This window comes from Methylobacterium gossipiicola (genome assembly GCF_900113485.1).
Taxonomy (GTDB): domain Bacteria; phylum Pseudomonadota; class Alphaproteobacteria; order Rhizobiales; family Beijerinckiaceae; genus Methylobacterium; species Methylobacterium gossipiicola.
Map to the genome: position 1 here is coordinate 97,437 of NZ_FOPM01000006.1, position 24,517 is coordinate 121,953.

A 24,517-nucleotide genomic window follows, 5' to 3' on the forward strand; every position below is an offset into this window, starting at 1 on the left:
CACCCGACCCCAAAGTGTCAGGCAGAATTTCAGGCGGACTGAAGGTTGCCGGCGGACTGCTTGCCGCTGCGCTTGTCGGTCTCCATCTCGTAGGAGACCTTCTGACCTTCGTTCAGGCCGCGCATGCCAGCGCGCTCGACGGCGGAGATGTGCACGAACACATCGTTGCCGCCGGCATCCGGCTGGATGAAGCCAAAACCCTTGGTCTCGTTGAACCACTTAACCGTACCGACAGGCATCGTATTCCTTCGCCCTTGCGGGCTCATCATTCCGAGGTCCACGCGAACCTGCGCGGCCACCTCGACCGAACCCCACCATGCGCTGGAGCCCCCGATTCGTCTCCGAATCGAGGCGCCGACAACTCTGGTTTTGGGCTGGTTTTTGGGTTGTACGCGGTTTGCGGGGATTTAGCAAATTCGCCGCCTCGCCAAGAAGATTCTCCATTTATACAACCGGACATATGACATCACACGCGCGAAGCGGAGAACGTGATCTCGTATAAGAGGGGCAAGCGGTCGGCGCTCTGCTGCATCCGGCCTGACCCAAATCGCTTCCTCGATCTCAGCCGCCGGTATCGGCGCTTCGGTCAAGAGAAAACGAAAGAGTTCAGCCTCCACGGTTCGGCCGGCCTCGTTGGCGGCCGGAGCATCAAAGCGGCCAGGATAATGGACGTCGCCCGATCCGAACGTCACGCCAATCTCCTCGTACAATTCCCGGCGCAGGGTCAATAAGGGGTCTTGTCTTGGTTCGATTCTACCGTCGGCCTGCATGAACCATTTGGTACCATTTCTTCTCACCAAGAGAGGACACCCCTCATCGTCAACAACCAGAGCCGCTGCGACCCGAATATTTTGACCAATCTCGCTCAGCATTGCCTGCTCTTCGAATTTTTGACTGTTCAATCGGGCGAACGGTCTGGACCGACCGAACGAGCGGGCCAATCAGCGGCGGATCGCGTCCGCCATCCGCGAAGGACGAGAACGGCCAGGAGCGCGGTCCCAAAGGCGGTCGCCGCACCGTAGAGCATCACCGCCTCGAATCCGTGGACGAGGGCCTGTCGCGCGATGGCACGCGAGAGACCGCCGGTTTCGGCTGCGGTGAGGTTTCCGGCGGCGATGGCTTCAGAAAGCGCCGCTAAGGTCGACGCGGCTTCCGGCGCGAGGCGCTCCAGGCTCGCTCGGATGCCCTCGAGGAGGAGGAAGCCCATCAGTGCGATGTTGATGGCGAGGGAGATGATCCGCGCGCTCATGTCCATGCCGGACGCCATGCCGGCGCGCTCGGCCGGCACGGCCGCCGTCGCTGTGTTGGTCACAGGCGTGTTGGTGAGCCCGAGACCGATGCCGGCCACCACGCAGCCGGGCAGCATGGCGAGCCAGCTGCTTCCGGTTCCCAGCCGCATCAGGACGAAGCCGACGCCGATGGCGAAGAGGCCAAGGGGGATGACGAAGCGGGGCCCGCGCGCGATCAGCAGCCGCTCGCCCAGGGGCGGCACGAGGAACGTCGGCACCGTGTAGGCGAGAAGCGCAAGCCCCATCCGCGCACTGTCGAGGCCCTGGACCGCCCCGAAATAGATCGGCAGGTAAATGACGAAGGGCCAGAAGCTGAAGTTCATCCCGACCGAGCTGAGAAGCGCGCCGGAAAAGGCGCGGTTGCGGAAAGCGTCGAAGTCGAACATCGGACGCGGACTGAGTTTCTCGACGACGACGAAGGCAAGGAGGCTCACACATCCCACCAGGGCGAGCGTCAGAGCGGTGGGATTGGCGAAGCTTGGCACCTGCCCCTGCGTAATCAGGTAGACGAGCGCGAAGACGGCGAAGAAGAGCGTCGCCATTCCCGGCCAGTCGACTCGCTCGGCATGGGGGTCGGAGGACTCCGAGACGCCCGATTTCGTCAGGGCGAGCGCCAGACCGGCGAGCCCGACATGGACGAGAAAGACCCACTCCCAACTGGCCACCGCCACGGTGAGGCCGCCGATCAGCGGACCGAACCCAAGGCCGAAGCCGAAGACGATGCCCCACCAGCCAAAGGCCGAACCGCGCTCGGCGCCGCCCCGGAACTGGTGGGATAGGACGGCGATCTGACAGGACAGCATGGCTGCCGCGCTCGCCCCTTGCACGAAGCGCGCGGCAATCAGTATGGGTGCGCTCGTCGCCAGCCCGCAGGCGAGCGAGGCGAGGCCGAAGACAAAAATGCCAGCCATGAAGACGAGTTTGCGCCCGTAGCGATCCGCAAGCGCCCCCATCGCCATGAGACAGGCCGTCATTGCGATCGTGTAGGCGTTCATGATCCATTGGAGTTGCCGGAAGTCGGCGGGAAGAACCTGCTCAAGATTCGGCAGGATGGCGGGGATGCTGGAGATCTCGAGCCCCAGCATGAGGGCTGATAAGCAGACGGCGGCCAGTGCCGCCCGGTTCGTCGACTTGGTCCATGAACTCACGGCTGTTCGTCTCGCCTGATGCTGCCGGCCCCGAGGGTTTCGGTTGCCAGCTGGGATGGGAACGAGACTTGGACCGAAGGTTGCCGGCCTATCAATCGAATGGCAGGCTATATCAATGACAACAAAACTGGATGGATGAGGCCGGATGAGCGTTCTCGACGTCGAGGCGGTCCGCGCCTTCCTGGCGGTGGCCGACCAGCAGAGTTTCACGCGGGCGGCCGAGGCGCTGAGCACAACCCAAGGGGCGGTCAGTGTGCGACTGAAGCGTCTGGAGGATCGGGTCGGCCGGCGCCTGATCGAGCGCACGCCGCGCCAAGTGCGGCTCTCGGCTGGCGGAGAGATGTTTCTTCAAGCCGCGCGCGACTTCATTGCCGCCCATGAGGCGGCGCTCGTGGCTCTTGCCGCCCCTCGTCGCCGCTTCCGGCTGGGCATCGCGACCCACGTGGCCGGCCCAGAGGTCCCTATCATCCTGGCAAAGCTGAAGAAACTTGATCCGGCCCTTACACTCGAAGTGCTTCTCGATATTTCGCCCGTCCTCATCGGGGCCTTCGAGGAGGGTACGCTGGACGCCGTGATCGTGCGAAGCGACGATGACCGGCGAAACGGCAGGATTCTCAGTCCAGAGCCTTATGGGTGGTTTGCCGCGCCGAATTTCGAGTACGGCGCTGGCGAGACCTTGCGGCTCGCCTCGACCTTGCCGTGCTGCTGGATCCGTGACGTCTCGGCGAAGCTTCTAGACCGGGCTGGGATCGCCTGGGAGGAGGTCTTCATGGGCGGCACGACGGCGATCGCTGCCGCCTTGTCTGCGGGGCTCGCCGTGTCCGCCTTTCCCTACCGCCTCGCCCCGGCGGATGTGGTCGATGTGGGGGATGCCTTCGGTCTGCCTCCGCTGCCCTCCGTCGCGATCGTGCTTCACGCGTCCTTATCCGATGAGAAGACGAAGAAGACCCTGCGCGCCATCACCGCCGCCTTCCGCGAGCACCGCAAGGCGACGCGCTATGCCAGCAAAGACGAGGGAGTAAATCTTTGAAATTCACACAGAACCAAGTAATATAATATTATTAATTGAAATCATCATTTTATTTCATGCGAAGCATTCTTCAACCTCTGCCCTCAACGGCCGTTCTTATAAGTACACGATCGATTTTTCTTACCTAACGCTCCATCTCCAACGCCGCCTTCCTCGAGACTGAGAGATCGCATTCTCTCAGCCGTATACGCCCTCACTTCACGCCATGGTTTAAATCCGATGCGATCCTCCAAATATCCACCAGAATATGTAATATGTAATCTAAAAATATATAATAATCTTCTAAGATATTTTCTGTCATAAAATCATCAAGATTTACCTCAGATGTCAATTTTTATTGCGACCGGTTATCCTGTGTTTGGCATAGTGGATTTTTCTCCAAAAACGCAGGTACCTTAACTCTGATATTATCGCAGTCTGTAGAGAGGTTGCGGCAAAAATAAATACAACTTTAACTATGATCCAATACACCCAGATGGCCGACCACGCATAAGCCCGCGCCCAAGAGGGGCCATCAAATTGTAACCGGCCTTCGCTCCGACAACGGCGAACAGAACGCGCTTTAATGAGCCCAACAAGATCGATGCATCCAAAATGGATGCGTCATCGCTGAACATGCGCTCATTCCGGTCGATTTGATGACTTCTTTCGCGGACCAGATCTCCATAGAAATCGGAACCCCACCAATGATCAGTGCATTTCCTGTAGATCCAACGACGATTCGAAAATTGTCTGACCTACCAAGCGCCATTACAAAGATGTCAGACGAAGAAATAGCAGAGATGAAGGAAAAGTTAAAAGCCGCCGAGCCACCTCCGGTCGGCCAAGTCGATGCGGACAATGATCCATCGAAGCGATACGCAGTACTCATGAAAAATGGCGAAGTTATTGCTACTTTTTATACATCAGGATTACTTGAAACGCCAAATAGCGTGCGCCTCCCCGACAATCTAGCGGGGAGTGAAGGTGGAATGACTGGCACCAGAGCCCGCATGAAGCAACTGCAGGAAATGCATGGCGGGACATTCGAATACGTTCAAGATGCCAAGACGACGGGGCGCTCGAAAAACAGCGACACATTGATGAAGGCCCAAGTTTTAGGACAAACCGAGACATCGCCAAACAAATTTCAGCTTTTATTTCAGGCGTTCAACTCCTCTGCCGGCCTGACAAGGCTGCAAAATCGATAGGTCTTGGAAAAATCAATCCTCCATCTCCAACGCCACCTTCATCACCCCCCCATCCTCCTTATCCGGCTTCAGCAAAAACCCCAGCGCCCGGCACACCGCCAGCATAGGCCGGTTCTCGCGCAGAACCGTCCCCTCCACCCGCGAAATCCCCTCGGCCTTGGCCCAGTCGATCATCAGGCGCATGAGGGCGAAGCCGAGGCCAGTGCCGCGGCGGTCGCCGTGGATGAGGATGGCGTATTCGCCGGTGTCGTGGTTGGCGTCGGCGTGGAGGCGCACGGCGCCGAGCATCCGGCCGGTGTCGTCGAGGGCCACGAACGCGATGGCGCGGGCGTAGTCGAGCTGGGTGAGTTTGGCGAGAAACGCGTGGTTGAAGTCGCGCACGGGGGCGAAGAAGCGCAGGCGCAAATCCTCGGCGCTCACCGACTGGAAGAAGGTGAGGAACAGGGCCTCGTCCTCCGGCCGCACGGGGCGGACGTGGATCGCCTCGCCCTTGAGGGTGAGGCGGCGCTCCCATTCGACGGGATAGGGCCGGATGGCGAAGCGCGGATGGGCGGCGGCGCGGACCGGCTCGGGCGCGACCATGACGCGGGCGTCCAGGGCCAGTGTGCCGCCCGCGTCGGCGAGCAGGGGGTTGATGTCGAGTTCGCGCACCTCCGGGCAATCGGCGGCGAGCTGGGCGAGTTTGACGAGCACCAGCGCGACGGCGTGGCGGTCGGCGGCCGGCACGTCGCGGTAGGCGGCCAGACGCCGGGCGACGCGGGTGCGGTCGATGAGTTCGGAGGCGAGGCGGAGATCCAGGGGCGGCAGGGCGAGCGCCCGGTCGTCGATGACCTCGACGGCGACGCCGCCGCGCCCGAACACCACCACGGGGCCGAAGGTCGGGTCTTCGGCCAGCCCCGCGATGAGTTCGCGCTGCTGGCCCCGGCGGATCATCGGCTGCACGGCAAAGCCGGTGATGCGGGCATCGGGCCGCAGGCGCCGGGCGCGGTGGAGGATGTCGGCGGCCGCCGCCCGGACGTCGGCCTCGCTCGTGAGGTCGAGGCGGACCCCGCCGACATCGGATTTGTGGACGATGTCGGGGGAGACCACCTTCAGGGCCACGGCCCCGCCCGCCGCGATGATCGGCCAGGCGGCGGTGGCGGCGCCGTCGGCATCGGGGGCGAGCGTCAGGGGCGCGCTGTCGATGCGGTAGGCGGCGAGCAGCCCCGCCACCGCCACGGGATCGAGCCAGGTCTGGCCGGCGTCCACGGCGCGGGCCACGATGGCGCGGGCGGCCGCGACATCGGGCGAGAAATCGCGCGGCAGGGAGTCGGGCGTGCGCATGAGGTCGTCCTGCGCCTCGCGGTAGCGCACGAGGTGCAGAAATCCCTCGACGGCATCGGCCTCCGTGGCGAAGCCCGGGATGCCGGCGCCGGCGAGGACGGAGGCCGCCTCCGGATCGTCGCCGACCTGGGCCACGAAGACCGGCTTCTTGCGCTGGCCGCTTCTGCGCACCCGCGCGACGGTCTCGGCCAGGGCTCGGGCCGTGTCGGCGCTGCCGGCATGGGCCGTCGGCACGTGGACGGCGAGCACCGCGTCGTGGTCCGGCGCGGTGAGCAGGGGTTCGAGGGCATCGGCATAAGCCTGAGGCCCGGCGGCGACGCCGAGTTCGAGGGGCGAGCCGGGGGCCAATGTCCCGCCCCGGTCGGCGAGGCGGTCGGCGGCGAGGGCCGCGATGCCGCGTCCGTTGCCCAAAACCGCGAGGCGGTGGCCGGGGAACGGGCGCTGGCGCCCGAGGGTCTCCACGGCGGAGAACATGGCGTCGAGGCTTTCGACGCTCAGCAGGCCGGCGCGGCGGAACGCGGCCTCGTAGACGGCATCCGGCCGGGCGAGCGCCCCCGTATGGGTGACGATGGCGCGGGTGGGGGCGCGGTGGCGGCCGGCGCGGAGCACCACCACGGGCTTGGCGCGGGCGGCGGCGCGGGCGGCCGACATGAATTTCCGCGCATCGGGAATCGTGTCGAGGGAGAGCAGGATCGCGCGGGTGTGGAAATCGGCGGCGAAATGGTCGAGGGCGTCGGCGATGTCGATGTCGCAGGCGGTGCCGAGCGACAGGACGGCGGAGAACCCGACATCCCGCCGGGCCGCCCAGGCGACGATGCCGGCCGCCACGGTGCCGGATTGCGAGACGAGGGCGAGGTCGCCGGCCTTCGGCGCCTGGGCCAGCAGGCTGGCGTCGAGATTTTCGCGGGGCACGGCGAGGCCGATGCTGCCGGGGCCGAGGAGGCGCAAGCCGTAACGGCGGGCCTCGGCCCGCACGGCCGCGCAGCCTTCGCGCGGCACGTCGGGCGTGAGGATGAGGGCGGCGGCGGCGCCCCGGCGCCCGGCGGCCCCGACCCAGGCCACGAGATCCGCCGGGGCGGCGGCGATGACCACGAGATCGGGTGCCTCCGGACATTGATCCATGTTATCGACGCGGATGAAATCCACGCCAGCGGCGTGCCCATGCGGATCGACGGCCCAGATCGGGCGGCCGGACTCCGCCCGCGTGAGGTTCGCGAGGCAGGCGGCGCCGAGGGCGGCGGTATCGCCCCCGCCCCCCACCACCGCGACGGTGCGGGGGGCGAGCAAGGCCTCGAAGCGATAGGTGCTCATGGGGGTGACGGTTTCATCGGGGCGACGACTTCAAGACGGCGACGATTTTCTGGGCATGGAGGTTTCGCGGAAGGCCGGGGTCGTCAAGGGTCGCGCCCACGCCGATTCGCCGGGCCGCCCCCCACCCCTCACCCTCCGGAGTTTTCCCGATGCAACACAACCCCCGTTCGCCCGCCGCCGATGCGCTCCGGGCGTCCGAGGCCGTAGTCGCGGCCATGCGCGACCTCATCGGCCTCGGCCTCAGCCAGGGCACGTCCGGCAACGTCTCCGTGCGCCACGGCGACGGCTTCCTCGTCAGTCCCACGGGAATCCCGGCCGACATCCTGACGCCCGACGACATCGTGCCGATGACCTTCGCGGGGACTTGGGACCACCGGCTGGCCCCCTCCTCCGAGTGGCGGTTCCACCGCGATATCCTGGCCCGGCGCCCGGAGATCGGTGCCGTGGTGCACGCGCACCCGACCTACTGCACGGCATTCGCCCTGTGCGGACGTGACATTCCGGCGGTGCATTACATGATCGCCGCCGTGGGCGGACCGACGATCCGCTGCGCGCCCTACGCGCCCTACGGCACCGATGCGTTGTCGGACCTCGCCCTCGCGGCCCTGGAGGGACGGGCGGGCTGCCTGCTCGCCAATCACGGCATGATCGCCACGGGGCCGACTCTGGAGAAAGCCCTGTGGCTCGCCGTCGAGATGGAGACGTTGTGCCGGCAATACGCCATCGCCCTCCAGGTCGGCACGCCCGTCATCTTGCCCGACGACGAGATCGCCCGGACGGTGGAGCGCTTCAAGACTTACGGCCCGCGCGCCCGCACGGACGCCCAATCCTGAGGCCAGATGCCATTTTCTCCTGAACGAATGATGAGATTCGCGCCATTCAGAGGCGGCGCCTCAGGATTGCTCAATCCACCTGAAATAATTTTCCGGGAGGCATGAAACTTTTTGACGGCTGATCTGCATTCGGGCCCGTCAAATCTCAGGATTCTGACGAAAATTTTATACCGTTGCGGTCGATTGCACGGCGTTTCAGCGCCGTGTCTCACCGCGGTAGTTGAAGGATCTGTTCCCAACGAACAGGTCGACGCCACTTGCGCTCACGCTTCTTGCGTCATAGTAGCCGACAAGTCACATATGTTTGACTTGTTCGGACGATTCTGACGGGAACACGTCAGGGGCGAAAATGTCCGAGCAGATCACCAACGGGGGTTCAGAATGCAGGCTGACGACGAGGTACAACCGGACTACATCGAACTCGCGGCGGACATCGTGTCGGCGTTCGTGAGCAACAATTCGGTGCCGGCCGTCGAACTGCCAGGCCTCATTGCATCCGTGCACGCCACGCTCGGCCGCCTCACGGCGCCCGTCGTGGAGGAGAAGAGCGAGCCGCTCACGCCTGCCATTTCGGTCAAGCGTTCGATCACGCCCGACTATCTCGTCTGCCTGGAAGACGGGAAGAAGTTCAAATCGCTCAAGCGCCACCTGCGCACGCGCTACGACATGACGCCGGACCAGTACCGCGCGAAGTGGAGCCTGCCGAGCGACTATCCGATGGTGGCGCCGAACTACGCGGCCGCCCGCTCGGAACTGGCGAAGAACATGGGTCTCGGCCAGCAGCGCCGGAAGCAGGCCGTCGGCACGGCCGCCACAGCGGAGGCCAAGCCCGCCGCGCCGCGCGGTCGTCGCCCGCGCGTCACCGCCGACGCCTGATCCCGCCCGGTGGACGGGGCGCACGGAACCTGTCCACCGCGAAATCTCCGGCGCCACGGCGTTTTAGACATGGCGCAAGATTCGGCGACTTAGGATTTCCGGCATCGCGGCCCGGCACCGCCATGGCATCGGCGCCATGGGAGCCCGGCGGTCGCGCCGGGATCACGCCATGTCGGGCCGGTCGAGCCTCGTCGCACGCCTGTTCTGGACCGGCCTCGCCGGAGGGGCCGCCGCGTTCGTCTACGGTCTGCCGGCCCTCGCCGCCACGGGGGCGTGCTTCGCCCTCATCGGCCTGCACCACCTCGACAGGCCCCGGCGCATCCGCAGCCTCATGCGGGCCACCATCCGCACCCATGCCGCGACCCTGGCGCTTCGCCGGCGGCAGGAATGCTTCGTCGACGCCTACGGCAACCGCATCGACGACGGCTGGGTCCGCGAGCGGGAATACTTCGCCGAACGCACCGTCCTGCCGGCCCTCGACGCGCGGGGCTACGGCGAGGAGGGCGACGCCCTCTGGGACACGATTCTCCTCACCATCGAGCGCATCGCCGCCGCCCATCCGCTCCCCGACGAATCGGAGGCCCCGGAGGACGGGATCGCCTACGAGCGGTTCTGCACGGCGCGCCTGCGCGCGGCCGGCTGGAACGCGCGGCCGACCCAGGCCAGCGGCGACCAGGGCGCCGACATCGTCGCCGAGCACGGCGGCGTCCGCCTCGTCGTGCAGTGCAAGCGCTACGGCAAGCCCGTGGGCAATGCCGCCGTGCAGGAGGTCGCCGCCGCCCTGCGCTACTGGTCGGGCGACCGGGCCGTGGTGGTGTCGAATGCCGGGTTCACCCCCGCCGCGCGCAAGCTCGCGGCGGCGACGAACGTCGAACTCCTCCACCACGACGACCTCGCCGACCTCGTGCCCGTACGGGAGGTCGGCCCCGCCGCGGGCAGGGCGCGGCGGGGCAAGGGCGCGTCTCCCGCGCGGTCAGTGCTTGTCGGACGCTGACGCGCTTTTGCCAGGCGCCGACGCCGTTTCGCCGCGCGCCGACGCGGCGGCGTCGAGGGGCAGCCATGCGTTGCCGTCACGGGCGACGAGGTCCGCCGCCGCCTCCGGCCCGTCGCTGCCGGCGGCGTAGAACGCCACGGGGGCGTCCCGCCACGCCTGGAGCAGGGGCTCGACGGCGGCCCAGGCCGCCTCGATGCCGTCGGCGCGCTGGAACAGGGTCGCGTCCCCGGTCATGCAATCGTACAGCAGGGTTTCGTAGCCGACGCTCGGGGTCTCGTGGAAGAAGTCGCCATATTCGAAGGCGGCGACGACGCGCCCGAGGCGCATCTCCGGGCCGGGCCGCTTGGCGTTGAGGTCGAGGCTCAGGCCCTGCTCCGGGTCGATGCGCAGGCGCAGGGTGTCGGGGGTCGTGTCCGCGCCGAAGGGCGACGCGGCGGGCCGGCGGAAATGCACGGCGATCTCCGTCACCCGGTCGGTCAGGCGCTTGCCCGTGCGCAGGTAGAACGGCACGCCGTCCCAGCGCGGGGTGTCGATGGTGAGCTTCAGGGCGACGTAGGTCTCGGTCTTCGAGTCAGCCGCCACGTTCGGCTCGTCGCGATAGGCCGGCACGGCTTTGCCGAACTCGGTCCCGGCCGCGTACTGGCCGCGCACGGCATCCTCGGGCGGGATCGGCCGGATCGCCGCGAGCACACGCACCTTGGCGTCGCGCACGGCTTCCGCGTCGAGGCTCCCGGGCGACTCCATGGCGACCATACAGAGAAGCTGGAACAGGTGGTTCGGCACCATGTCGCGCAAGGCGCCCGTCGGCTCGTAGAACGCGCCGCGCCCCTCGACCCCGATGGTCTCGGCGGCGGTGATCTCCACGGCCGCGATCGACCCGGCGCGCCACGCCGGCTCCAGGAGACCGTTGGCGAAGCGCAGGGCCAGGATGCTCTGCACCGTCTCCTTGCCGAGGAAGTGGTCGATGCGGAAGAACTGGCCCTCGTCGCCCTGGGCGAGGAGCGTCGCGTTGAGGGCCTTGGCCGAGGCGAGGTCGTTGCCGAAGGGTTTTTCCACGACCACACGGCGGAAGGCGCCCTCTCCCTGCTTCAGGAGCCCGGCCTTTCCGAGCTGCTCCACGATGGGGCCGAAGAACCGCGCCGAGACGGCGAGGTAGAACACCACGTTGCCGGTGAGCGCGTCGGCCAGTCCCTCGAAGGTGGCGGCCTGCGAAAAATCGCCGTGCCGGAAGTGGAGGCGCTCGCGCACGAAGCCCCAGACCGCGTCGTCGATCCGGTCGGGGTGGAACTCGGAGGTGTGATCCTGGGTGAAGGATTGCAGGGTCTCGGTGAGGTCCCGGCGCCAGCCGTCGTCGGTGTTCTCGTTGTGATCGACGCCGATGATTCGGAAGTCCTCCGCCAGGAGCTTGCCCGCCGCGAGGTTGTAGAGGGCCGGCATCAGGAGGCGCTTGGTCAGGTCGCCGGACGCGCCGAAAATCACCAGGGTGCAGGGCGGAGCCTGGGGGCTGTCACTCGGCGGCGGTGTGTCGGAGGCGGGTTCGGTGCTCATGGCGGCGGTCTCGCGTTTCGTGGCTCCGGCGCGTCCTCGCGCGCGGAACGGCACGTCAACCGATGGCCCGCCGGCCCGTTCCGGCATGCGTGGGTCGCTTGGGCGACAGACGCCGGACCGCCTCATCCGGCGTTTGGTTTGCTCGCCCCGGATCGGTGAAAGACACACCCGTCCCGTCTTGGAGAGACGGGCGATGACAGGGGTGAGCGTTCCCTCGCCCCGCTTGCGGGGAGACGGGATCGCGCATGCGCGATCCGCTGGACACACGAGACCGTCAGGGGCTGCGATAGCCCCCTTCCACGAGGGCGAACCGACCCGACGCGCGAGTCGGCTTTCGGACGGAAAGCGCCGACCGGACCTCAGCCCGCCTTGAGGAAGCTCTTCATGCTGGCATCGAGACTGGCCGAGTGGGTGGCGAGCTGTTCCGAGATGCTGCGCACCGCCTCGGCGAGCTGGCCCGTGGCCGAGGCGGCGGACGAGACGCCCGCGACGTTGCCGGACATTTCCTGCGTCGAGGCCGCCTGCTCCTCGACGGCGCCCGCCATGGCGAGGGTGAGGCCCGAGAGTTCCCCCACGGCGGCGGTGATCATCCCGATGGCCGAGACGGCGTCGCCCGTGGCGCCCTGGATGGCGGCGACCTGCTGGGTGATCTCGTCCGTGGCCTTGGCGGTCTGGGCGGCGAGCGCCTTCACCTCGCTCGCCACCACGGCGAAGCCCCGGCCGGCGGCCCCGGCGCGGGCGGCCTCGATGGTGGCGTTGAGCGCCAGCAGGTTGGTCTGGTCGGCGATGGACTTGATCATGCCGACGACGGCATCGACCTTCGTGGCGTTCTCGGCCAGCAGCCGCACCGTGGCATCCGTGGCGGCGGCCTGGGTGGCGATCTGCCGGGCGCGCTCGGACACGCCGCCGACCTGTCCGGAAATCTCCCCGATGGCGCCGGTCATCTGCTCGGAGCCGGCGGCCACCGAGGAGGCGCGGGCGCTGGCTTCGTCGGCCGAGCGGGTCAGCCCCTCGGCCGATTGCTGCATGTCGCCGATGGCGGCGCCCAGGGCTTCCACGACGCGGGACACCTCCGCCGCCATGGAGACCTGCGCCGTCACCACGGCCCAGGTCAGCATCGGGCCGACGTAGCGCCCCTCCGGGTCCTTGATGGCCGAGACCTGCAGGTCGAGGGTCTCGGGTCCGACCTTGATCCTCGTGCGATGCGGCAGGCGGCTCTCATCGGCCAGCATGTTGCGCTGATGGTGGGGATTCTTGTGGAACACGTCGAACGAGGCGCCCATCATCTGGTCGACCTTGATCGGCAGGTGGCGCTCGATGGAGCCGAGGGTCTTGCGCGAGGTGGCATTGAAGTAGTTGATCCGGAACTCGTTCTTCGGATCGGCCGTCATGACGGCGACGGGCATGTCGTCGATCATCGTCAGGAGACGGCTGACCTCGTTCTTCTTGGCGGTGATGTCGGCGGCGAACTTCACCACCTTCATGGGCTTGCCCGCCGCGTCGAGGATCGGATTGTAGGTGGCTTCCAGCCAGACCCGGCGCCTGTTCTTGTCGAGGCGCATGAACTCGCCCGAGGCGTGCTGGCCGCTGCGCAGCTGTTCCCAGAACGTCCGGTACTCCGCACTCGCGCCGGCCTGATCCTCGACGAAAATGCTGTGTTTACGGCCCTGCAGTTCGGCGAGGGTGTAGCCGACGACGGCGAGGAAGTTCGCGTTGGCCGTCAGAATCGTCCCGTCCATGGCGAATTCGATGATCGCCATGGAGCGATCGAGGGCGTCGAGCTTGGCCTGGGTTTCACTGAACATGGGTTTGCGGAACATGGCGGACTCTCGCTCTCGGTCCGAAGATTTCTAATGTAGAGCGGTTAAGAATTCACGAAGCCGCGAAACTCTGGCGTAAACCGCAGCGTACGCGAGGTCCTCGACGCCGCGTCGGAACGCTTTCCTCGGCGATATCACCGATTTTGGAATCCGGCCCGACCCGAACGCTCCGGATCACCCTGAAGAATGCTGCCCGGCATGGCCGCGCCGAGGCTCAAAACCTTGTCCAGGGACGGCGACCACACGGCGACCGCTCGATGTGGCAACCTCGACTTTGGGCCAAGCTCGGCGCACCGGTACGCCGAGCTTGGCACGGATCGCCCGCCTCGGAGCGGCGACGGGTGACAGGCATCGCCTTCTGAAAGGCGAGGGGCTTCGCTTCTCTCGGGGCCGGGCGCGTCCCCCGCCCCATACCGTCGCCGGACGATCGCCCGGGATTGATGACCCGCCCTCGTCGAAAACCGTATGGATCGAGCGGACGCCGGATCACTCGTCCGTACGCACCGCCGGGCCGGTGTCGATGGGCAGGCGGGTGCCGCGCAGATCGTCGCCGGTGGGCAGGCTGCGCACGTCCCAGCCGCCGCCGAGCGCCCGGATGAGCGACACGGCCGTGGTGAAGCGGTTGAGGCGGATCTGCAGGGCGGTGATCTGGGCGTTGAGGGCCAGGGACTGGGCGGTGACCACGGTGGTGAAGTTCTGGGTGCCGGCCCGGTACTCATTGAGGGTGATCTCGACGCCGCGCTGCGCCGAGGCCACGGCCGCATCCTGCGCCGCCTGCTGACGGCCGAGGATGCGCACGCCCGACAGGCCGTTCTCGACTTCCCCGAACGCCGTCAGCACGGTCTGGCGATAGTTCGCCACCGCCGCGTCGTGGGCGGCGCGGGCGATGCGCAGGGCCGCCGCCCGGGCGCCGCCGTCGTAGAACACCTCCGTGCCGGCGGCGGCCACGGACCAGACCTGATTGGCCGCCGAGAAGATGCCGTTGGAGGCGAGGCCCGAGACACCGCCCGAGGCCGACAGGGTGAGGGTGGGGTAGAACGCCGCCACCGCGGCGCCAATGAGTTCGCTCTGGGCCTGCACGGTGCGCTCGGCCTGGGCGATGTCGGGCCGACGTTCCAGCAGGGTCGAGGGAATGCCCACGGGCACGGCGGGCGGGCGGGCGGCGAGCGGCGCCACGGGAAGCGACAGCTCCGAGGGCGGGCGCCCCGTGAGGGTGGCGATGGCGTGCTCGAAGATCGCCCGCTGCAACCCGATGGCGATGGCCTGGGCCTGCGTCGTCTGCAGCAGGGTCTGGGCGGTGATCACGTCCGAGCGCGCGGCGACACCGGCCGCGTACTGATTCTCGGTGATGGCGAGACTCTTCTTGAAGCCCGCGATGTTCTCGTCGAACACCCGCTGCAGCGAATCCTGATAGCGCAGGCTCAGGTAGTTCGTCGCCACTTCCGCCTGGATGGTGAGGCGCACGAGGGCGAGGTCGGCGGCACTCGCCTGGGCGGTGGCGACCTCGCTCTCGATCGTGCGGCGGATGCGGCCGAACAGGTCGAGCTCCCAGCTCGCCTGCCCCTGGAGCGACACGGTGGTGCGCTCGGAGCCGCCGACCCGCGAGCGGGTGACGTTCGGGGCGCCGATCACCGTGGGGAACAGCGAGGCCCGGGCCTGGGCGACGAAGCCGCGCGCCTGCTCGTAGGCGGCGATTTGGGCCCGCAGGCTCTGATTGTCGACGTCGACGGCGCGGACCAGCCGGTCGAGGGTGGGATCGTTGAACACCCGCCACCAGTCGCCGCGCTCGGCCCCGTCATTGGGCGCGGCCGGGCGCCAGCCCTTGCGGCTCGCCACAGAGGCCGCCGAATCCTCGCGGGCGCCGCCCTCCTTGAAGGCCAGCGGCGTCTCGACGGAGGGGCGCGAATAATCGGGGCCGACCATGCAGCCGGCGACGGATGACGACAGGAGTAGAACGATGGCGAGGGGGGCGAAGCGTCGGCGCAGCCCTTCCCCGGACGCCCGCAGCGCAGCGGAGGGGGATCCGGGGCCCGGCACGAGAAGCCGCGAAGCGTCCGAATGCGTGCGCCCTCCACGATGAGCCGCTGACGCGGCGCTTTCGGCGCTGGGTCCCGGACCACCTTCCGCTGACGCTGCAGGCGTCCGGGATAGGGGGCGTTCGAACGACCGGAGGCTCATTCGGCGGCACTCGGAACCGCGCCGAGGGTCGTGCCCCGCCGGCGCAGGCGGTCGAGGTACAGGTAGACGACGGGGGTGGTGTAGAGGGTCAGGATCTGGCTCACGATCAGGCCGCCGACGATGGCGATGCCGAGGGGGCGGCGCAGTTCGGACCCCTCCCCGCCCGCGAGGATGAGGGGCAGCGCGCCGAGCATGGCGGCGAGCGTTGTCATCATGATCGGTCGGAAGCGCAAGAGGCAGGCCTCGAAGATCGCGTCCCCAGGTTTCAGGCCGCGCGTCCGCTCCGCGTCGAGGGCGAAGTCGATCATCATAATGGCGTTCTTCTTCACGATGCCGATGAGCAGGAACACCGCGATGAGGGCGATGACGGTGAATTCCGTCCCCGACACCAGCAGGGCCAGGAGGGCGCCGATGCCGGCCGAGGGCAGGGTCGAGAGGATCGTCAGGGGGTGGACGAAGCTCTCGTAGAGGATTCCCAGGATCGTGTAGACGGCGAGCAACGCGGCCAGGATCAGCAGGGGCTGGCGCGACGAAGATTCCTGATAGGTCTTGGCCCCGCCGGCGAATTCGCCGTGGATGGTGGCGGGCAGGCGCAGGTCCGTCATGGTCTGCTCGATGGCGCGCGTGGCGTCCGACAGGCTCTTGCCCGGGCTTAAGTTGAACGAGATCGTGGTGGCGACGAACAGCCCCTGGTGGCTCACCTGCACGGGGGCGTTGCCGGTCTCGAGGCGGGCGAAGGCCGAGAGGGGAATCATGGTCTCCTTGGCGGCGGAGACGGGGGCGCTCGATGAGGCGCCGCCCTTGCCGCCCGCGATGGCGTTGGCGGCGGCGTTGCGGGCGGAATCACCCGCCAGCGCCGCGGCCGTGGCGGTGTCCGTCGTGGCAGCGCCGACCGCACCGGCGTTGCCCGCCGCGTTCGTATTGACGCTGCCCCCCGCCGCCACGGTGCCGGCCACCGCGTTGGTGGTGGCCGAGCCCCGCGCCTTGCCGCCCGAAGTCGAGACATAGAGGAGCTTCAGGGTTTCGGGACTCTGGAGGTAGCGCGGCGCCACCTCCATGACGACGTGGTACTGGTTGAGGGGGTTGTAGATGGTCGAGACCTGACGCTGGCCGAAGGCGTCGTAGAGGGTGTTGTCGATCTTGTCCGGGGTCAGGCCGTAGCGGAAGGCGGTGGCCCGGTCGATGACGAGGCGGCTCTCGAGGCCGCCTTCCTGCTGGTCCGACGAGACGTCGGTGAAGATCGGGTTCTTCTGCAGGGCCTGGAGCAGCTTCGGGGCGGCGGCGTAGAGTTCCTCCGCCGTGTCGCCCTGCAGGGTGTACTGGTAGGTGGCGAAGCTCTGGCGCCCGCCCATGCGCAGATCCTGACGCGGGAACAGGTAGAGCCGCGCACCCGCCACCCGCGACAGCTTCGGGCGCAGGCGGGTCATCACCTGATCGATGGGGTCGCGCTCGCCCTTGGGTTTGAGGCCCACGAAGACGTTGGCGGAGTTCGTCGCCCGCCCGCCCGTGAAGCCGACGACGCTGTCCACGGCCGGGTCCGCCTGCACGATGGCGGTGGCCTGTTCGAGCTTCTGGCGCATGGCCTGGAACGAGATGCGCTGGTCGGCCTGGATGCCGCCCATCATCTGTCCCGTATCCTGCTCGGGGAAAAAGCCCTTCGGCACGATGACGTAGAGGTAGACGTTGAGCCCCACCGTGGCGAGGAGGCTCAACACCACGAGGCGGCGGTGGCGCAGGGCCACGCGCAAGGTCCGCTCGTAGGCGGCGAGCATCCCGTCGAATCCCGCTTCGAGGCCCCGCAGGAACAGGTTCGGGCGCCGGGCCGGGTCGTGCGTCTCGGGCTTGAGGAGGAGCGCGCACATCATCGGCGTGGTGGTGAGCGACAGCACCAGGGAGATGAGGATGGCGAGCGACAGGGTGACGGCGAATTCCTGGAACAGGCGCCCGACGATGCCGCCCATGAGGAGAATCGGCAGGAACACCGCCACCAGCGACAGGCTCATGGAGATGACGGTGAAGCCGACCTCGCGGGCACCGAGCAGGGCCGCCTCCACCCGCGCCTTGCCCTGCTCGATGTGGCGCTGGATGTTCTCCAGGACCACGATGGCGTCGTCGACGACGAAGCCCGTGGCGATGATGAGCGCCATGAGCGACAGGATGTTGAGGCTGTAATCGAGGAGGTACATCGCCGAGAAGGTGCCGACGATGGAGATCGGCACGGCCACCGCCGGGATGAGCGTCGCGCGGCCCGAGCGCAGGAAGATGTAGACCACGAAGATCACCAGCCCCACGGCGATCAGCAGGGTGTCCTCGGTCTCGGCGAGGGACGCCCGGATGGTGGCGCTGCGGTCGCCCGTCACCGTGAGGTCGATGTCGCCCGGAAGCGCCGCCTGCACCTGGGGAATCGCCGCCTTGAGGCCCTTGATGGTGTCGACGACGTTGGAGCCGGGCTGCTTGTAGATGAACAGGATCACGCCCGGCTTGCCGTTGACGAGGCCGAGGTTGCGCTTGTCCTCGACGGAATCCTCGACCTTGCCGACATCCGTGAGCTTCACGGCGGCGCCGTTGCGATAGGCCACGACGATGTCACGGTAATCGGCCGCCACCCGGCCCTGGTCGTTGGCATAGAGCTGGTAGTGGCGCGTATCGGTCTCGATGGCGCCTTTCGGCGAATTGGCGTTGGCCGAGGCCAGGGCCGCGCGGATGCCCTCCAGGCCGATGCCGTAATTGAACAGGGCGGTGGGATCGAGTTCCACCCGCACGGCCGGGAGCGACGCGCCGCCGATATCGACGTTGCCCACCCCCGGCAGCTGGGACATCTTCTGCTGCACGATCGTGGCGGCGGAATCGTAGAGCTGCCCCGGCGACAGGGTGTTCGAGGTCAAGGCCAGGATCAGGATCGGCGAATCCGCCGGGTTGAACTTGCGGTAGGTGGGGTTCTGGCGCAGGGCCGTGGGCAGGTCGGCCCGCGCGGCGTTGATGGCCGCCTGGACGTCGCGGGCCGCCCCGTCGATGTCGCGGTTGAGGCCGAACAGCAGCACGATCCTGACCGAGCCCACGGAACTCGTGGACGTCATCTCGTTGACGTCCGCGATGGCCCCGAGCCGCCGTTCCAGGGGCGCGGCGACGGTGGTCGCCATGGTGTCGGGGCTGGCGCCCGGCATCGACGCCTGCACGAGGATCACGGGAAAATCCACCTGCGGCAGGGGCGCCACGGGCAGCTTCAGGAATGCGAAGATCCCGGCCAGCAGCACGCCGAGGGTGAGCAGGATCGTCGCGATGGGCCGGCGGATGAACGGGGCGGAGACGTTCACGCAACGTCTCCGGTCGGGCCGGCGCATGACAAGCCCCACGAACGACGCAATAGGGCGTCTTTCGCGTTACAGGCTCCCCGATTCGGGTCTCGCGCGGGCAGCGCGGGTCCCCTCTCCTGGAAGGAGAGGGACAGGGTGAGGTGTGCGAACCCTCCGAAAAGGTCACACACCTCACCCCAACCCTCTCCTTCCAGGAGAGGGGGCCTGTCGTGCCCTGTGCCGATCTGCCGGTGGCCAGCGAAGGCGTCCCGGATGGGATGGGGTGAGACCGCAGCGTCTGGACCCACGGACGGATTCGCCACCATCCTGTTCGGCATGGTGCACGGCTTGAAAGCGAACGGGGACGAGCGATGAGCCGCGCCACGCTCCTGCGACGAACCCCGACGGGTGCGGAAGCCACACTTTGGAGGGGTCTGCGCGGGTCTCGACTGAATGGCTGGAAGTTTCGCCGGCAGCACCCCGTCGATCGGTACGTCGTGGACTTCGCCTGCTTGAAAGCGAAGCTGGTGGTTGAGGTCGATGGCGCCACCCACGGGAGTCCCGCAGCGCTCAGACATGACGCAGAGCGAACGCGCGTGATCGAAGCCGCCGGCTTCCAAGTGATCCGGGTCAACAACATCGACCTTCGCGACAACCTCGACGGCGTGCGCGAAACCATCCTGGCGGCCGTGCTTCGCCGCGATCACCTGTGACGCGGCCAATCGAGGTGGGAGGTGAATGCAATAAAGAGTCGACGCGAAGCGCAACCGGCCCCCTCTCCTGGAAGGAGAGGGTTGGGGTGAGGTGTGTGACCTCTCCGGAAAAGTCACACACCTCACCCTGTCTCTCTCCTGAGAGGTGTGGGGACCCGCGCCACATGCGTCGGAGATTGAGGGGGGGGCCTTCCTCACGACAGCGCCTCGACGCTGCCCGCGCCGCCCGTGCGGCGGCCTGTGAGGCGGCGTTCCAGGCGGTCGAAGGCGAGGTAGATCACCGGGGTGGTGAAGAGCGTCAGCACCTGGGAGACGATCAAGCCGCCCGCGATGACGATGCCCAGCGGCTGACGCAGTTCCGCGCCCACCCCCGTGCCCATGATGAGCGGCACCGCGGCGAACAGGGCGGCCAGCGTCGTCATCAGGATCGGGCGGAAGCGTAGGAGGCAGGCCTCGTAGATGGCGTCGCGGGGGCTCATCCCCGCCTCGCGCTCGGCCTGGAGCGCGAAGTCGATCATCATGATGGCGTTCTTCTTCACGATGCCGATGAGGAGCACGATGCCGATGACGGCGATGATGTCCAGCGACAGGCCGAACAGCATCAGGCCGAGCAAGGCGCCGATGCCGGCGGACGGCAGGGTGGAGAGAATTGTGATGGGGTGGATGAAGCTCTCGTAGAGCACGCCCAGCACGATGTAGACGGTGACAATCGCGGCGATGACGAGGAACAGCTGGTTCGACAGCGCCGACTGGAAGGCGAAGACCGAGCCCTGCGGCACCACGCGGAAACTCGGCGGCAGGTCGATGGCTTTCGCCGCCGCGTCCACGGCCGCCACGGCGTCGCCCAAAGCCGCGCCGGGGGCGAGGTTGAACGACACGGTGGTGGCCGGAAACTGGCCGAGATGCGAGATGAGGAGCGGCGCACGCCGCTCGCTCACCTGAGCCACCGCCGAGAGCGGTACCTGACCGGAGGTCGCCGTCGAGGACGGCAGGTAGATGTGGTCGAGGCTCTCGATGGTCTTGTGCAGGTCGGGATCGGCTTCGAGGATCACCCGGTACTGGTTCGACTGGGTGAAGATCGTCGAGACGATGCGTTGGCCGAAGGCGTCGTAGAGGGCGTTGTCCACGGTGGCCGGCGTGATGCCGTAGCGCCCGGCGGTTGCCCGGTCGATGGTGACGTAAGCGGCCAACCCGCTCGCCTGGAGGTCGCTCGCCACATCCTGCACCAGGGGCGAGGCGGAGAGCTGGCGCACGAAGCGCGGAACCCAGGTCTCGAACTCCGTGAGGTTCGGGTTCTCGAGGATCACTTGGTACTGCGTCGCGCTCACCGCCGTGTCGATGGTGAGATCCTGCACCGATTGCAGGTAGAGGCGGATGCCCGCCACCCCTTGCGTCGCCGCCTTGATGCGCGCGATCACCTCCGCCGCCGTCGCGGTCCGATCCTCGTGGGGCTTGAGGTTGATGAGGAAGCGGCCGGAATTGAGCGTCACGTTCTGGCCGTCGACGCCGATGAACGACGACAGGCTCGCCACGTCCGGATCCTTGAGGATGAGGCTCGCGAGGGTGCGCTGGCGCTCCGCCATGGCGGCGTAGGACACGGTCTGGTCGGCCTGGGTGATGCCCTGGACGACGCCGGTATCCTGCACGGGGAAGAACCCCTTGGGGATCACCACGAACAGGTAGGCGGTCAGCGCCACGGTGGCCAGCGTCGCGAGCAGCGTCAGGCCCTGATGGCGCAGGACGACGCGCAGCATCCGGCCATAGCCTGAGATCACCCCGTCCATGGCGCCCCGCGCCAGGCGGGCGAAGACGCCCTCGCGTCGCTGGCCGGCGGGCTCGTGCTTCAAGAGGCGGGCGCACAGCATCGGCACCAGGGTGAGGGACACCACCGCCGAGATCACGATGGTGGCGGCGAGCGTGATGGCGAATTCGTGGAACAGGCGCCCCACCACGTCGCCCATGAACAGCAGCGGGATGAGGACGGCGATGAGCGAGACCGTGAGCGAGATGATGGTGAAGCCGATCTCGCGGCTGCCCTTGAGCGCGGCCTCCAAGGGCGAATCCCCCTCCTCCACGTGGCGGGCGATGTTCTCGATGACCACGATGGCGTCGTCGACGACGAAGCCCGTCGCGATGGTCAGCGCCATGAGGGAGAGGTTGTCGAGGGAGAACCCGTAGAGGTCCATCACCGCGAGGGTGCCCACGAGGGAGAGCGGCACCGACAGGCTCGGGATCAGGGTCGCGGAGACGCTGCGCAGGAACAGGAAGATCACCAGCACCACGAGGCCGATGGCGAGCGCCAGTTCCACCTGCACGTCGTGGACGGAGGCCCGGATGGTCACCGTGCGGTCGGTGAGCAGACCGACCTGGATGGCCGCCGGCAGGGTCGCCTGAAGCTGGGGCAGCAGCTTCTTGATCTTGTCCACCGTCGCGATGACGTTGGCGCCGGGCTGGCGCTGGATGTTGAGGATGACCGCCGGGACCTCGCCGGCCCAGGCGCCGAGCTTCGTGTTCTCCGGACCCGCCACCACGTCGGCGACGTCCGACAGCTTCACCGGGGCGCCGTTCTTGTAGGCGATGATGGCGTCGTCGTAGGCCTTCGGGTCGCGGATCTGGTCGTTGGCGTTGATGGCGTAGGATTGGGTCGGCCCGTCGATGGTGCCTTTCGGCGTATTGACGTTGAGATTCGTGATGGTGGTGCGCAGGTCGTCGATGTTCAGGCCGTAGGCCGCCATGGCACGGGCGTTGAACCGCACCCGGATGGCCGGGCGCTGGCCGCCGCCGGTACTGACGAGGCCGACGCCCGCCACTTGGCTGATCTTCTGGGCCAGCCGCGTCTCGGCGAGATCCCGCACTTCCGTGAGGGGCATGGTCTTCGAGGTCAGGGCGAAGGTGAGGATCGGCGCGTCGGCCGGGTTCACCTTGGCGTAGATCGGCGGGGCCGGCAGGTCGGCGGGCAGGAGATTGCCGGCGGCGTTGATGGCCGCCTGGACCTGCTGCTCGGCGATGTCGAGGGGCAGATCGAGGCTGAACTGCAGGGTGACGACGGAGGCGCCCGCCGAACTCTGCGACGTCATCTGATTCAGGTTGGCGAGCTGGCCGAACTGGCGCTCCAACGGGGCGGTGACCGCCGAGGTCATCACCTCGGGGCTGGCGCCGGGATAGAACGTCTGGATCTGGATCGTCGGGTAATCCACCGACGGCAGGGCCGAGACGGGCAGGTTCAGGTACGACACCATCCCCACCATGAGGATCGCCAGCATGAACAGCGTGGTGGCGACGGGGCGCAGGATGAACAGGCGGGAGGGGTTCATGGGGTGCCCGCGCCGCCTGCGCGATCCTCGAGAGCGCCAGAAGGAAACGGGGGCTCGCCCACGATCCCCAGCGGTGAAGCGACGGCCGTGCTCATGGCGCGGCCGGGCGCCGGCGGCGTTCGCGCTTCTGGCCCTCGGGGGCGACGGCGTCGGCCTTCGCAGCCTCGGCCTTGGCGTCTTCGGGTCTGGCGCTTTCGGGTTTGGCGGCTTCCGCTTTGGCGCCTTCGGGCTTCGGCCCCGCCGCCCCCGGCGAAGGAGTTCCGCCCTCGGTCACCCGCACGCTCGCGCCATCGCGAAGACGGTCGGTGCCGTCGACCACCACGCGGTCGCCGACACTGAGCCCCGCCGTCACCGCCGTGCGGCTCCCATCCGCCTCGCCGAGCGTGATGGGACGGACCACGACCTTGTCGTCGCCCTGCAGGAGGTAGACGTAGGTGCCGGGCGTGCCGCGCAGGATCGCGGCGGTGGGAACGATGGGCGCGTCGCGCACGGTGTCGACGACGAGCTTGGCGTTGACGAACTGGTTCGGGAACAGGGCGTCGTCGGTGTTGTCGAACAGGGCGCGCAGCTTCACCGTGCCGGTGGTGGTGTCGATCTGGTTGTCCACGGTCTCGAGCGTGCCGGTGGCCAGCACCTTGGTGTCGCCGCGGTCGTAGGCCGAGACGGTGAGCTTGGCGCCGGCGCGCAGGCGGCGCATCACCTTGGCGACGTCGTCTTCGGGCAGGGTGAACACCACCGAGATCGGGTGCAGGCGCGTCACCACCACGAGGGCCGTCGAGGCGGCCGTGATGTAGTTGCCCTGATCGATCTGGCGCAGGCCGACGCGGCCGTCCACGGGCGAGACGATGCGGGTATAGGCGATGTTGAGCTTCTGCTGATCGACCAGAGCCTGATCGGCCGCCACCGTGCCCTCGTTCTGCTTCACCAGGGCGGCTTGCGTGTCGACGTTCTGCTTGGCGATGGAATCCTGCTGGGACAGGCGCTGGAAGCGAGCGAGATCGAGCTTCGAATTCTGCAGTTGCGCCTGATCGCGCATGAGCTGGCCCTGGTACTGGGCGAGCTGCGCCTCGTAGATCCGCGAGTCGATCTGGGCGAGGAAGTCGCCCTTCTTCACGGTCTGGCCCTCGCGGAAGCCGACCTCCATGAGGTAGCCGCTGATCTGCGAGCGCACCGTGACGGTATCCAGCGGCGTCACCGTGCCGAGACCGGCCAGCACGATGGGCACGTCGCCGGAGGTGACGGTGGCGATGCCCACGGCCTGGGCCGGCTCGCCGTGGCGTCCGGCGCCCCGGCCGCCCTTGCGGGCGCCGGACGCCTCCGTCGTGCCCTCGGATTTGGGCGCGTAATGCGTGCGGTAGCCATAGTATCCGCCGCCCGCGAGGAGCAGCAGCAGGACGAGCCACAGCCAGCCGCGTCCCCGCCGCGCGGCGGGCGCCTGCGTCTCGGCCGGAGCGGCGTAGTCCCGCGCGGTCTCGGTGCGGATCGGGGAGTTCTCGTTCATGGTGTCCCGGCGTCATCGGGCGCGGGGCCCTGGCGAAACGGCGTCGTCCCGATGTGGATCGCGCCGCGCCGCCGGCCAGTTCGGGGCATCGTCGCACCCGGGCGGACGGGGGTGGGGCTCCTCGAACTCTCGTGGTCGCGCGGCATGGCGCCTCTC

General features: G+C 67.6%; 16 protein-coding genes. 6 read left to right on the forward strand and 10 right to left on the reverse strand.

What is annotated here, in order from left to right:
- Positions 1–29 precede the first annotated feature (29 nt).
- The 3 genes from BM249_RS06950 to BM249_RS06960 all read right to left on the reverse strand — a co-directional run bounded on the left by BM249_RS06950 (position 30) and on the right by BM249_RS06960 (position 2,437).
- Positions 30–239 (reverse strand): cold-shock protein, encoded by a 210-nt coding sequence (locus tag BM249_RS06950; RefSeq protein WP_091970290.1) that lies wholly within the window; start codon positions 237–239, stop codon positions 30–32.
- Between the two features lie 168 nt (positions 240–407).
- Positions 408–872, reverse strand: a complete 465-nt coding sequence (locus BM249_RS06955; RefSeq protein WP_091970292.1) for an NUDIX hydrolase — start codon at positions 870–872, stop codon at positions 408–410.
- A 26-nt stretch (positions 873–898) separates the two neighbouring features.
- Positions 899–2,437 (reverse strand): MFS transporter, encoded by a 1,539-nt coding sequence (locus BM249_RS06960; protein WP_280142651.1) that lies wholly within the window; start codon positions 2,435–2,437, stop codon positions 899–901.
- 145 nt (positions 2,438–2,582) lie between these two features.
- On the opposite strand from BM249_RS06960, the gene BM249_RS06965 reads away from it, so the two are divergent.
- A complete protein-coding gene (locus BM249_RS06965) occupies positions 2,583–3,467 on the forward strand; it encodes a LysR family transcriptional regulator (protein ID WP_091970295.1) in 885 nt (294 codons plus the stop codon).
- Positions 3,468–4,105: 638 nt separating this feature from the next.
- Entirely contained in the window at positions 4,106–4,657 is a 552-nt protein-coding gene (locus BM249_RS21150) for a hypothetical protein (protein ID WP_143103700.1), read from the forward strand.
- 12 nt (positions 4,658–4,669) lie between these two features.
- Here the strand turns inward: BM249_RS21150 and BM249_RS06970 are convergent, their stop codons facing one another.
- Positions 4,670–7,291, reverse strand: coding sequence for a bifunctional acetate--CoA ligase family protein/GNAT family N-acetyltransferase (locus tag BM249_RS06970; protein WP_091970297.1), 2,622 nt, complete (start codon positions 7,289–7,291; stop codon positions 4,670–4,672).
- Positions 7,292–7,440: 149 nt separating this feature from the next.
- Between BM249_RS06970 and BM249_RS06975 the strand changes: the two genes are divergently transcribed.
- The 3 genes from BM249_RS06975 to BM249_RS06985 all read left to right on the forward strand — a co-directional run bounded on the left by BM249_RS06975 (position 7,441) and on the right by BM249_RS06985 (position 9,994).
- Entirely contained in the window at positions 7,441–8,124 is a 684-nt protein-coding gene (locus tag BM249_RS06975) for a class II aldolase/adducin family protein (protein WP_091970299.1), read from the forward strand.
- A gap of 381 nt (positions 8,125–8,505) precedes the next feature.
- On the forward strand, positions 8,506–9,000 hold the full coding sequence (locus BM249_RS06980) for a Ros/MucR family transcriptional regulator (protein WP_091970301.1): 495 nt from the start codon (positions 8,506–8,508) through the stop codon (positions 8,998–9,000).
- A 169-nt stretch (positions 9,001–9,169) separates the two neighbouring features.
- Complete coding sequence (locus BM249_RS06985) at positions 9,170–9,994, forward strand: restriction endonuclease (protein ID WP_091970303.1); 825 nt, start codon at positions 9,170–9,172, stop codon at positions 9,992–9,994.
- Here BM249_RS06985 and zwf read toward each other — a convergent pair.
- From zwf to BM249_RS07005, 4 genes are all read right to left on the reverse strand, one after another.
- Entirely contained in the window at positions 9,974–11,542 is a 1,569-nt protein-coding gene (gene zwf / locus BM249_RS06990; RefSeq protein ID WP_210186988.1) for a glucose-6-phosphate dehydrogenase, read from the reverse strand. The two genes, BM249_RS06985 and zwf, sit on opposite strands and share 21 nt — an antisense overlap.
- Before the next feature lie 359 nt (positions 11,543–11,901).
- Complete coding sequence (locus BM249_RS06995; RefSeq protein WP_091970307.1) at positions 11,902–13,362, reverse strand: methyl-accepting chemotaxis protein; 1,461 nt, start codon at positions 13,360–13,362, stop codon at positions 11,902–11,904.
- Between the two features lie 486 nt (positions 13,363–13,848).
- Entirely contained in the window at positions 13,849–15,348 is a 1,500-nt protein-coding gene (locus tag BM249_RS07000) for an efflux transporter outer membrane subunit (RefSeq protein WP_280142654.1), read from the reverse strand.
- Between the two features lie 188 nt (positions 15,349–15,536).
- A complete protein-coding gene (locus BM249_RS07005) occupies positions 15,537–18,854 on the reverse strand; it encodes an efflux RND transporter permease subunit (RefSeq protein WP_091970309.1) in 3,318 nt (1,105 codons plus the stop codon).
- Positions 18,855–19,204: 350 nt separating this feature from the next.
- Between BM249_RS07005 and BM249_RS07010 the strand changes: the two genes are divergently transcribed.
- Complete coding sequence (locus BM249_RS07010; RefSeq protein ID WP_091970311.1) at positions 19,205–19,546, forward strand: endonuclease domain-containing protein; 342 nt, start codon at positions 19,205–19,207, stop codon at positions 19,544–19,546.
- 194 nt (positions 19,547–19,740) lie between these two features.
- On the opposite strand, the gene BM249_RS07015 is transcribed toward BM249_RS07010, so the two are convergent.
- Complete coding sequence (locus tag BM249_RS07015; protein ID WP_091970312.1) at positions 19,741–22,860, reverse strand: MdtB/MuxB family multidrug efflux RND transporter permease subunit; 3,120 nt, start codon at positions 22,858–22,860, stop codon at positions 19,741–19,743.
- A 91-nt stretch (positions 22,861–22,951) separates the two neighbouring features.
- On the reverse strand, positions 22,952–24,361 hold the full coding sequence (locus BM249_RS07020; RefSeq protein WP_091970314.1) for an MdtA/MuxA family multidrug efflux RND transporter periplasmic adaptor subunit: 1,410 nt from the start codon (positions 24,359–24,361) through the stop codon (positions 22,952–22,954).
- Between the last annotated feature and the right edge of the window lie 156 nt (positions 24,362–24,517).

Bases quoted from the DNA above. Each gene is read 5' to 3' on its own strand.
- BM249_RS06950 (WP_091970290.1), bottom strand. From the start codon at position 239: ATGCCTGTCGGTACGGTTAAGTGGTTCAACGAGACCAAGGGTTTTGGC.
- BM249_RS06955 (WP_091970292.1), bottom strand. From the start codon at position 872: ATGCTGAGCGAGATTGGTCAAAATATTCGGGTCGCAGCGGCTCTGGTT.
- BM249_RS06965 (WP_091970295.1), top strand. From the start codon at position 2,583: ATGAGCGTTCTCGACGTCGAGGCGGTCCGCGCCTTCCTGGCGGTGGCC.
- BM249_RS21150 (WP_143103700.1), top strand. From the start codon at position 4,106: ATGACTTCTTTCGCGGACCAGATCTCCATAGAAATCGGAACCCCACCA.
- BM249_RS06970 (WP_091970297.1), bottom strand. From the start codon at position 7,291: ATGAGCACCTATCGCTTCGAGGCCTTGCTCGCCCCCCGCACCGTCGCG.
- BM249_RS06975 (WP_091970299.1), top strand. From the start codon at position 7,441: ATGCAACACAACCCCCGTTCGCCCGCCGCCGATGCGCTCCGGGCGTCC.
- BM249_RS06980 (WP_091970301.1), top strand. From the start codon at position 8,506: ATGCAGGCTGACGACGAGGTACAACCGGACTACATCGAACTCGCGGCG.
- BM249_RS06985 (WP_091970303.1), top strand. From the start codon at position 9,170: ATGTCGGGCCGGTCGAGCCTCGTCGCACGCCTGTTCTGGACCGGCCTC.
- zwf (WP_210186988.1), bottom strand. From the start codon at position 11,542: ATGAGCACCGAACCCGCCTCCGACACACCGCCGCCGAGTGACAGCCCC.
- BM249_RS06995 (WP_091970307.1), bottom strand. From the start codon at position 13,362: ATGTTCCGCAAACCCATGTTCAGTGAAACCCAGGCCAAGCTCGACGCC.
- BM249_RS07010 (WP_091970311.1), top strand. From the start codon at position 19,205: ATGAGCCGCGCCACGCTCCTGCGACGAACCCCGACGGGTGCGGAAGCC.
- BM249_RS07015 (WP_091970312.1), bottom strand. From the start codon at position 22,860: ATGAACCCCTCCCGCCTGTTCATCCTGCGCCCCGTCGCCACCACGCTG.
- BM249_RS07020 (WP_091970314.1), bottom strand. From the start codon at position 24,361: ATGAACGAGAACTCCCCGATCCGCACCGAGACCGCGCGGGACTACGCC.